The following is a 10,477-nucleotide window of genomic DNA, read 5'->3' on the forward strand; positions in this document are numbered from 1 at the left end:
CCCGATGCCCCCCCAGGGGCCGCCGCCCCTGATGCCGCCCCCCGGCTTCGGCGCCCCCCCTCACGGGGCGCCGCTGTACCCGGCGCCCGCGCCGGAGCCCACGGGGAGCGCCAAGGTCCCCCTCCTGGTGGTGGTGATGCCCACGGGCGAGCACATCGAGTACCCCCTTGCCCAACTCCCCGTCGGGATCGGCAAGGGCGCCCACAACCCGGTGGTGATCAACCACCCCACGGTGAGCACGTCCCACGCCGAGATCCGGGCGGTGGGAGACCAGTTCGAGATCGTCGACCTCGGCAGCAAGAACGGGACCTTCGTCAACGACCAGCCGGTCACCGACAAGGCCTGCCCCTTGACCCACGGCTTCAAGATCCGTTTCGGCCAGGTGGTGTCCACCTTCCGGAACCCTCAGGAAAAGCGTGAGGCTACGGTCTCCGTCGACCTGGATCAACTCATGCAGATGGGCGTGGCCCCGAGGCCCACCCCTCAACCGCCGGTTAAACCCAAGGAAAAGCTGAAGGACGAGGACGAGGAAAAAAAGGACAAGAAGAAGAAAAAGAAGAAGAAAGAGTCCAAGATGGGCGCCACGCTGGTCAACGCCCTGAGCCGCATCGTGGCGCCCATCATCGCCATGCTGGTCTCCATCTACTTCTTCCTCCCCCGGGGCGGCAACACCCCGGCGGGAGGCGTCACACCCCCGACCACCGTCACCCAGCAGACCATCAAGGCCGGGAGCCTCAATTTCACGGACATCTCCGGGGCGACCCTCGTCCTCAACAGCAAGCTCGTCCTCTTCAGCGACGGCAAGAAACCAGACACCGTCTTCGCCTTCAACATCGACAACCAGATGATGGACACCAACGAGGTCAAGGCCGTCAAGCTCGGTGCGTCCGTCTCCAACATCCAGGGCATCAGTTTCGACCGGTCACGGCAGTACCTCTACGTCATCGGCTCCCTGACCTCGTCGACCCCGGCGCCCACCAACGCCCTGCTCCGGGTGCGGATGGACCCGGCGAGCCTGCAGCTCCTCGGCCCCCCCGAGGTCATCGCCGACTTCCGGGGCTACCTGTTGAGCGTCCTGCCCGACCTCCAGGCCTCGGCGGCGCAGGGGACGCTGGCGGTGGAGGGGTTGGCCTGGAACGCTTTCAACAACCAGTTGCTGATCGCCATGCAGGGGGCCGGCGAATCCTCCCAGGTGGTCCCCGTCAACCTCCGGGACCCCATGGCGCCCCTGACGACCACCAACATGGAGGTGTCGGGGGGCAAACCCCTCTCCCTCAACCTGAAGGGGCAGGGCGTCCTGGACATCCAGTGCGACGAGGTGGACCGGACCATCGTCCTCCTCACCGTTCAAAAGACGCCGGGCAAGGTCACGGCCTACCGGTGGAACGGCCAGCCGGACGGGAAACCGGACGCCTTCGAACTCGTCCTCAGCCAACCCATCGACGCGAAGGGCCTGCTCCACGCCGACATCGACCAGAAGCGGTTCTGGTTCATCCTGGCGGCCAACGGGACATACGTCGGCGTCCCCGAGGTTGCCCCGACGGCCCCCGCAGCGGCGCCGGCCCCCGCACCCTAGGGCCCTGCGAAAGACGTTATCCCCGCCCCGTCGGCGGGATCAAGCAAGCAAGGAGAGTAGACATGAAAAACACGAACTGGAAACAGACGGCCCGGTTTTTCGCCCTGGTCTGCGGGGTGTTCCTCCTGTTCACTTTCGTCCTGGACGTGAACTCCCCTGTCCTGGCCCAGAAGAAAAAGAAGGCCGACGGCCCCGACCCCGTGTCCGGGAAGAGCGCCCCCACGGAGTCCGGCAAGCCCATGCTGTGGGAAGACCGCGGCGACGTCTCCAAGCTCGACCTCTTCTGGGGGATCGGCAGCGAGGAAGGGTCGCCCAAGCCGCCCTTCACCTTCGTCAAGGAGGACACCAGCGGCACCAACCCCAAGATCAAGATCACCGACGCCAACGGCGTGAAGTGGAACATGAAGTTCGACGAGGAAGTCCACGCCGAGATCGCCTGCAGCCGCATCGTGTGGGCCTGCGGCTTCAAGGTGGAGGAGAGTTACTTCAGCCCCTCCGGCACCGTCTCGGGCGTCAGCGGCCTGAGCCGGGCGAAGAAGTTCGTGGGGAGCGGCTCCTACAACACCGCCATGCTGGAGAAGCGCCCCGGGGACATCGCCCGCCGCGGCATCCTGTGGAGCTGGGACAGCAACCCCTTCAAGGGCACCAAGGAGTTCTCCGGGCTCATCATCATCACCCTCCTGCTGAGCAACTGGGACTCCAAGGCCGACAACAACAACGTCCTGGGCATGTACGGCAAGGACGGCACCACCGTGGAGGACTGGTACGTGGTCGCCGACTGGGGCGGCACCCTGGGGAAAATGGGCGGGTGGCTCTCCCACTCCAAGTGGGACCTCGGCGAATATTCCAAACAACCCTTCCTGATGGGGTCCTCCGGCGGGTACCTCCGCTTCGCCAAGACCGGCAAGGACATCGGCTCCGCCGCGGGCCGGGTCCCCGTGGAGCACGCCAAGTGGTTCTGCGGGATCGTGGGGCAGCTCACCGAGCAGCAGATCAAGGACGCCTTCCGGGCCGCCGGGGCCTCGGAGTCCGATCAGGCCGGTTTCGCCCAGGTCATCCTCAAGCGGATCGCCCAGCTGAAGTCCGCCTGCGGGGAGTAGGGCGCACGATCGTTCGTCGACAGCGCATCTCGATACGGGGGTGATCCGCCGGCGGGTCACCCCCGTCCGTATTCCGGCCCCCGGCACGTCTCACCGCACCGGGCTGGCCGATCGAACCTGTAAAGGAGGACCGGATGATCCCGACACTGGAACCGACCGCATCGCGGCGCCCCTTGAGGCTGACCGTCCTCGGGGCCCTCCTGGCCCTGCTGTCCCTGAGCCCCCTCGCGGGGGTCGGCCCCTTCGCCCCGGTGGACGGGGAAGCCCGCCTCGAGGGCAAGCCCGTGGCCTTCCTGGCGATGGGCGACTGGGGCACCGGGGACCAGACCCAGAAAACGGTCGCGCAGGGCCTCGTCGCCTGGCACGGGACGATGGGCGCCGCCGCGGTGCTCCTGCTGGGGGACAACTTCCTCCCCCGTGGCGTCGAAAGCAAGCGGGACCCCCAGTGGACCAGCAAGTTCGAGGACATGTACCCGGCGGAGAAAATCGACATCCCCTTTTGCCCCGTCCTGGGAAACCACGACTACCAGGGCGTCTTTCAGTCCGAGGTCGATTACAGCCGGTCCACGGTGAACGGCAAGCCCACCCGGTGGTCCATGCCGGACCTGACCTGGAGCCGTGTCTTCACCTCGGCGGACGGTTCCGTCACGGTCCGGGTCATCGCCCTGAACACGGTGGAACTGATCGAGGCCCCGGAGCATGACGTCCGGGTGGGCCGGCAGATGAAGTGGCTCGACGCCGAGCTGGCGAAATCCGCCGGGGCCGGCGAACAGTGGCGGGTCGTCGTGGCTCACCACCCGGTCTACTCCAGCGGGAAACACGGCGCGGACGTCCGCCTGGAACGCCTCCTGAAGGAGCGCTTTCTCGGCGGGAAAGTCGACGTCTACCTCGCCGGCCACGACCATCACCTCGAGCTTTTCCAGCCGAAGAGCGGGGTGGCCCACGTCGTCGCGGGCGCCGGCGGCAAGCCGCGGTCGGCCGCTTCCGGGGGAGACTCCTTCCTCTTTTCAGGGGTCTCCGGCTTCGCCGCCCTCCAGTTTGGCGCCCGGGAAGTCCTCGTCCGCTTCGTCGAGGCCTCCGGCAAGGCCCTGGGCGCGTGGAAAGCGACGAAGAACTGACGGGCGCGGCAACGTCATAGAATGTCCGCCTGGGATTCCAACAGCATCTGATAAGCGTTGTTGGAGTAGTAGAGACGCTCGGCCAGGATCACGGCGATGTTCCGGAGGATCTTGTAGGGGGCGATCTGATTGGCCCGCATCAACCCGTTGAAGGCCTCGCATTCGATCTCCAGAAGTTTGCAGGGACGAATGGCCACCACGTTCATCGAGCGGGGCACCCGGAGGAGAAAAGCCTGCTCTCCCAGAACGGTCCCCTGACCGCAACGGACCTTGAGCGCACCCGGGCGGTTGAAATGGCTCTTCCGAACCTCCACCTCCCCCTCGAGGAGGAGGAAGAAATTCTCCCCGACGGCGCCTTTGCGGAGGATGGTTTCTTCGGAGTCGAATTCGACGACCCGGGCGATGGAGATGATAAGCTGGGTCTCTTCCGGCGTCAGGTCGTTGAAGATGTCGAACCCCCGGAGATGGTCCCGGTCCGACTGGGTCACGGCGAGGGGGACCATCCACTGGAGATAGCCGGTTCGCTGGTACTTGCGGATCCGATCGGGCAGGATGACGTTCCAGTACTGATCGAACCCGATTCCCTCGTATTTTTTCTTCCGGTCGGGCCCGGGGTCGATCAGCACCAACCGCGGCGGGTCCGTGAACCTGCCCTTGTCGGACAAGACCAGGATGTTGTTCGGGCTGATGCTGACCTTGCAGTCGGGGCGTTTGCGGAATAGGGCCAGGAGGCGCTCGAGATACGCTTCGATCCCGTCCAGGAGCAGGCGCTGCGTCTTGACGGTCAGGCGCTCGAACCGCAGGTAGAGGCTGGTGAGGGTTTCCCCCTCGATGTACTCCTTCACGCTGAAACGGCCGAGGGGGTCGAGATAAAGGATCCGGGGGACGGTGATGTTTTCGGAAAGATAGAATTCCGTGTTCGGGAACTCCTCCAGCAATCGCTGCCGGCTGAGGGCTTGCTGCTTGGCGAACTTGACGCAGCAGCGGGTATCGGCCCCGGGGAGGTCCAGGGAGTGTTTCCGGAGAAGATAGACAAGCCCCCGATCCCCTTCCCCGATCGCGGGGAGCCGGAGGGTGAATTTCACCCCGGCATAGTCGAGGCTCACGCTTCGCTTCCCCGCCACGAAGGCAGTCTGGACCTTCTCGAAGAAGTCCACGGCCCCCTGTTCCAGTTCCGGCGTCTTGAGGTGCTTCATCGTCAGGCGGTCGTCTGTCCCGGTCATGGTTGCCTCACTGTTCCCGGTAGTCCGTGTGACCCATCGCGGCGCCCCGATCCGGGGGCCCTTACTTCCCGGCGCCGGGAGAGGCGGCCTCCAGGTGGCCAAGGGCCTCCCGGGCCGACCTGAGCAGGGGTTCGGCCGAGAGGTCGGAACCCACCGCCTTGAGCATCCACAGCCGGGGGGTGACGGACCCCACCCGGCACATCCGCTCCATCTCCTCGCCCAGGTTCTTCCCTTCCAGGTGCTTCTCGATCTGGAAGGCGATGAGGTGCCCCAGGGCGTAGTCGGGCAGGTAGAGCAGGGCGTCGATCATGTGGGAGTAGATGGCCAGGATCGTGCAGTCCTTTTCCCCGAAGACCGGTGCGTAGTAAGCGTTCCAGACCTCGCGGGCGGCGTCGGCCACGGCCGCCTGGAGCTGGGCGGCGCTGGCGTCGGGATGGGCGTAGAGCCAGCGCCACACCTTCATGTCCACCAGGGAGACCCCGGCGATCTCGTAGGTCATCCAGAGGTCGTCCACCACGTCCAGGTCCTTCTTCATCGGGTCCGCCGCCGGTATCCCCAGCAGCTCGAGGTCCCGCTTCTGGAAAACGAAGGCGAAGGCCTCGGTGAAACCCGTGTTGGGGACACCGTTGAGCAGGTACTCGTCCATGGCGTGGAGGGAGAAGACCTGTTCCACGTTGTGCCCCAGTTCATGGGCGGCGATGTTGAAACCCTTGTAGTTCATCCCGCCGGCGGGGATCCGGGTCCGCAGGTGGACCTGGTCGGTGCGCATTTCGGCGCCCATGGCATGGCCGGCCCCCCGGGAGGGGTCCACCACGATCCGGTCGGCCAGGAAACGGGCCTTCTCCGCGGAGAAACCCAGCTTCACGAGGGTGGGGACGAGGTCCGCCTGGAACGCCTTCACGTCCGGGTACTTCGCCCGGAGCCGGGCGTCGAGGTCCGCCGTGTCGAGGGTGCTGCGGGTCTTGAAGCCGTCGTACCAGATGTCGTAGGGGCGCAGCTTCCGTCCCATCCGCTTTTCGATGAGGGCCGCGGTCCGCTTGACGAGCGGGGAGGACAGCACGCTCACGAACAGTTTCTCCACCTGCTCCTCGGGGATCTGGCGGTCCTCGTTGAAGCGCCGGGCAATGAGGGTGGGGTTGAGGGGGACGTAAGGGTCCTTCATCCGCTGGCCCTGGAACATGCTCAGGAGGGTCTCGAAGCGCTTGCCGCCCTCGGGCGCCGCCTCGACCGGCAAGCGCTTGCCGTCCCGCTCCTCGAAGACCTGGTTCGTTTTAGGGTCCCAGAACACGTCCGAGTGGTTGACCACCCGGGCCGGGATGCTCTGGTCGATGATCCGCAGCATGACCTGGTAGATCGTCTCCTGCCGCGCGGCGCCGTCGGCCTTGCCGTACCAGGATTTCAGCTCGTCCCGGATGCCCCAGTGGCTGATGAGCTTGAGGTCCGCCGGGAAGAGGGTCTTCCCGTCGGGCCCCAGCAGGCGGCCCATGAAGATGTTGTACTCGCTGATGTAGTTGTCGGCCTTCACGGAGCGCTCGTTGACGACCTGGTTGACCTCGGCGGGGATGCGGGAGGTGAAGCGGTCGCCCAGCTTCGCCATGGCCCACTGGCGCCGGTCCCACGTCTCCCCCAGGGCCAGCTTCTGCTCCAGGGTGTACTGCGGGAAGTTCAGAATGACGACGAAGGCCAGCTTGTTGCGGAAGAAGTCCGTCTCGAGGTGGGCGTAGGGCGACCACTCCGCGAAAAGGTAGTCCACCGCGAGGGGCTCGCCCCGGTCCAGTTCGATGGGCGTCTTCAGCTCACGGCTGATCCGGTGGAAGTTCCCCAGGATCGACTCCAGATTGTCCTGGACCCGGGCGAAGGTCGCGTCCAGGGTCTTTCGGTCGGCGATGAAGTGCTCGAGGCAGAAGGCCTCGAACGCGGCGTCGGCGCCGTCCGCCGGCCGCCAGAGGGCCCGGGCCTGGCGCACGCCCGCCTCGATGCGGGGGCGGTGCGCCTCGCCGAACTTGGCCGTCATCTTCGCCACCAGGGCGCCCAGAGGGTCGCCTCCGGTCGACGCGGCCGAACCGGTGCCGGCGAGCGCGACCACGCTAAACCACCCCGTCAGCGCGGCCCAGAGGACTGCCTTCACGCAACCATTTGAAAACATGATTACCTCCGCTGATCTGCATGGCTGCCCCCTCATCCGGGGGCGCGAGTGGAAAAACAAGGGCGCAACGACGCGGGGAAAACCATTCGCCTGGTTGACCGAATCGAAGCGGGAAGCGCTCTCCTGGCGTCATCACGTCACGGCGTCCTTGCGTTTCAGGGTCTGTTCAAGCTTCATTTTTCGGTCTCAAGCCGTTCCAGGCTCTTGCGGGCGGCTTCCCCCGCGCCGCGGTCGCCCGACGTCAGGGAGGCCGCCTCCCGGAAGCGCCGAACCGCCTCCCCGGGGCGGTCCAGCCGGAGCAGGCAGTTTCCCGACCGGACCAGCGCCCACCCCCGGACCCACTGCGGCGCTAGGGACAGGTCGAGGACGCGGTCGTAGATGGCCAGTGCGTCCGCGTGACGGTCCTGGGCGTAACGGACCTGCCCCAGGAAGAACAGGGCCTCGGCATCGGAGGGGTCCCGGGCCACCAGGGCCGAAGCGATCCGCTCGGCCTCCGCCGCGTTCCCCTCGCGCAGGAGCCGCTCCAGCTGGAGGACCTGGTCGAGCCGCTTCACCGCGGGGTCCTCCTCGCTGCCGGCGGCGACCGTCGCCACGGTCCCCGCGGAGGGGAGCATCTCTTCCGTCTTCAGGCCCTTGACCAGGGCCGCCACCTGTTCCCCCAGCGGTTTCCCCGCTTCCGAAAACCCCTTGACCCGGGCCTCGAACCAAGCGAGGAACGGCGAGTCGCGCTTGATCATGGCGTTGCGTTCCGCGGCGGTGGCGGGGGAGCCGATGCCGGCCAGGACCTGCAGCCCGATGGCGTTGTACAGCGACTCCCGGACCGCAAGGGACGGCTCCGCCGTGAAGCGGGCGTACTCGGGGCGGGACGTGTACCAGCTCGACAGGTCGTGGTCGTCGTCGAGCCGGGCGGCGAGCGGGTCGAAGACCGGGTCCAGGAGCATGTGAATGTACTCGTGGATGAAGTACTTCCGGTAACGCTGGACGGAGATCGACGGCGAGACGAACACCGCGTAGGTCCCCCCGACCTGGACGGTCAGGAAGGTGTTCGGGGCGTCCACCAGGTTCGGGATCACGGTCAGCCGCCGGTCCAGGGAAAGCCGGGCTTCCAGGTTCCCCATCCGGAGCAGCCCCTGGACGCAGGTCCGGATGTCCTCCCGGAGCAGCGCCAGGAACCGGAGGGCCTCGGGTTTCCACGTCGCCCAGAGCCCCTCCAGGCCCGCCTGGGAGCGGAAGGAAGCCACCAGGGGCGCGAAGGGCGCCAGGGCACGGATGTCGTCCGTGGGCGTCGCCTCCCGCTCGCGGTATTCCAGGGCGGGCGGGGGCGAGAGCAACAGGGAGAGGGCGGCGTATTTCGCCTGTTGGCGGGCCATGCTCAGTTCCACGTTCATGCGCTGGAAAAAGTCCTTCATCTTCCCCAGCAGTTCGGGGCTGACCGCGGAAAGGTCCATGCCCCCGAGCACCCGGGCCCGGGGGGACGCCGGGTCGGCGGCGGCGAGCTGGAAGTCGTAGCCTGCGGCGTGGATAGCGCACATTACATTGAAGATCCGCTCATCCGCGACGAAGTCCACCCCCGCCAGCCCTTCCAACTGCTGGGCCGAAACCGCCCCCCCCAGGACCGACATCAGCCACAGGCTCAAACACAACCCGGTTCGCCTCGTCATGCGCTCCTCTCCTGTCCGGCTTTATCCCCCCCGTCCCGCGGTCCCCTCCGACGGCGCCCCCGGCGGCGGCGGCGGCCGGCGCGGGGCGACCCGGCCGGGGCACCCTCCTCGAGGGGCGGGGCGCTGTTCCCGGGAGTCAGGTTCACGTAAGCGTCCCACCAGGTCAGCAGGGCGGCGTCCGACACGCCGGTCGAGACGTTGAAGCGCAGGAACTCGAGGGAAATCGGGAACTCCGGCGACGCGGCGAAATTCCGGGGGTACTTCCCGCGGGTTTTCCGGAAACGTCCCTGGTTCCAGAGGGCGCTCCGGATGTCCTGCCTGACCTTGCCGGGAATCTGGGCCCGGAGTGAGAACCGGGCGGTGACCTCGTGGACCGCCTCCCCCACCGCGGCCATGGACCAGGTCCCTTCCGAGCGCAGGCGCTCGAGGGCCGGCTCCAGGGCGGGGAACGTCAGGAAGAGGTAGACCAGGGACGGGTCGAGGTCCTCGCCCCGGGCCGACCTCGCGTCGAGCCACCGCACGGCTTGCAGCAGCCGGGTGTCCACGCGCTCCCGGCCCTCCGCACCGAGGTCCGCCAGGTGCGGGAACAGGACGGGGAAGAGCCCGACGTCCCGCAGCAGCGCCAGCGTCGTCTCCGCCTTCCCGAGCGCGAAGAGTTTCAGGACCTCCTCGTACATCCGGCTGGACGACGCGGTGGTCAGGTGGTCCCGAAGCTCGCCGATGGCCTGTCGCAGCGCCGGGTCCAGGTCAAACCCGAGGATCGCGGCGAAGCGGACCGCGCGAACCATGCGCACCGGGTCCTCCACCAGGCGGGACACCGGGTCGCCGATGGTCCGGATGACCCGGTTCCGGATGTCTTCGAGCCCCCCCACGTAGTCGATGATGGAGAAGTCCGCGATGTTGTAGAAGAGGGCGTTCACGGTGAAGTCGCGACGGCGCGCGTCCTGCTCGGGGGTCCCGAAGATGTTGTCGCGGAGGATCCGCCCGTCCTCGGCCTTGACGAGGCCCTCGTGCCGGGTGCTCCGGGGCGGAACGGGCTCCGTCCGGGGCGCCGCCTCGGCGGGCGCCTCCGCGGGCGCCGGGTGCGGGTCGGCCTCGGAGCGCCGGAAAGTGGCCACTTCCACGATGTCGTCTCGGAAGTGAACGTGCGCGAGCCGGAAGCGCCGCCCGATCAGGCGGCAGCTGTGAAAAAGCCGCTTCACCTGGTTGGGGGAGGCGTCGGTGGCCACGTCCATGTCCTTGGGCCTGCGCCCCACCAGGAGGTCACGGATGGCCCCTCCCACGAGGTAGGCCTTGTAACCGCGGCGATTCAGCTCTCGCAGCACCACGAGGGCGTTGGGGCTCAGGTCCTTTCGGGAGATGACGTGCTCCGCGCGGGGCACGACCCGGGGGATCGATTCTGCTGTGCTCTCCATGCCGTCCATACGGATGCTCACCCTTGTCGAAAACTGGTCGCCGGGCGAAACGGGCCCGGAATCGCCCAGCATACTCTCTCTGCACAGGCTTGTCAATTGCAGCCATCCGGAAACAGCGGTTTCGCATCATGAGGACAAGCAGGGCCAAAAGGGGCGCGGTGAGAGGTTTTGAAGCGTTTCAGAGACAGCCGGCATTCTTGTGCGAGGGGGGTGATAGAGCAAAAGCGGCGGTAAAGTG

The 10,477-nt window shown here is 66.9% G+C and carries 7 protein-coding genes; 3 read left to right on the forward strand and 4 right to left on the reverse strand.

Annotated elements, in window-relative coordinates:
- The 3 genes from KA419_20760 to KA419_20770 form a co-directional block, all read left to right on the forward strand.
- Positions 1-1,576 (forward strand): FHA domain-containing protein (locus KA419_20760; protein ID MBP7868366.1); only part of this gene is annotated, 1,576 nt, incomplete at its 5' end.
- A gap of 62 nt (positions 1,577-1,638) precedes the next feature.
- Entirely contained in the window at positions 1,639-2,676 is a 1,038-nt protein-coding gene (locus KA419_20765; protein MBP7868367.1) for a hypothetical protein, read from the forward strand.
- 134 nt (positions 2,677-2,810) lie between these two features.
- A complete protein-coding gene (locus tag KA419_20770; protein ID MBP7868368.1) occupies positions 2,811-3,794 on the forward strand; it encodes a metallophosphoesterase in 984 nt (327 codons plus the stop codon).
- Positions 3,795-3,808: 14 nt separating this feature from the next.
- On the opposite strand, the gene KA419_20775 is transcribed toward KA419_20770, so the two are convergent.
- From KA419_20775 to pcnB, 4 genes are all read right to left on the reverse strand, one after another.
- Positions 3,809-5,017, reverse strand: coding sequence for a cyclic nucleotide-binding domain-containing protein (locus tag KA419_20775; protein MBP7868369.1), 1,209 nt, complete (start codon positions 5,015-5,017; stop codon positions 3,809-3,811).
- A 61-nt stretch (positions 5,018-5,078) separates the two neighbouring features.
- A complete protein-coding gene (locus tag KA419_20780; GenBank protein ID MBP7868370.1) occupies positions 5,079-7,031 on the reverse strand; it encodes a hypothetical protein in 1,953 nt (650 codons plus the stop codon).
- A 305-nt stretch (positions 7,032-7,336) separates the two neighbouring features.
- Positions 7,337-8,824 (reverse strand): tetratricopeptide repeat protein, encoded by a 1,488-nt coding sequence (locus tag KA419_20785; GenBank protein ID MBP7868371.1) that lies wholly within the window; start codon positions 8,822-8,824, stop codon positions 7,337-7,339.
- Positions 8,821-10,239, reverse strand: coding sequence for a polynucleotide adenylyltransferase PcnB (pcnB, locus tag KA419_20790; protein MBP7868372.1), 1,419 nt, complete (start codon positions 10,237-10,239; stop codon positions 8,821-8,823). The genes KA419_20785 and pcnB overlap by 4 nt, the downstream gene beginning before the upstream one ends.
- Between the last annotated feature and the right edge of the window lie 238 nt (positions 10,240-10,477).

This window comes from Acidobacteriota bacterium, assembly GCA_018001935.1.
In the GTDB taxonomy this organism is placed as follows: domain Bacteria; phylum Acidobacteriota; class JAAYUB01; order JAAYUB01; family JAAYUB01; genus JAGNHB01.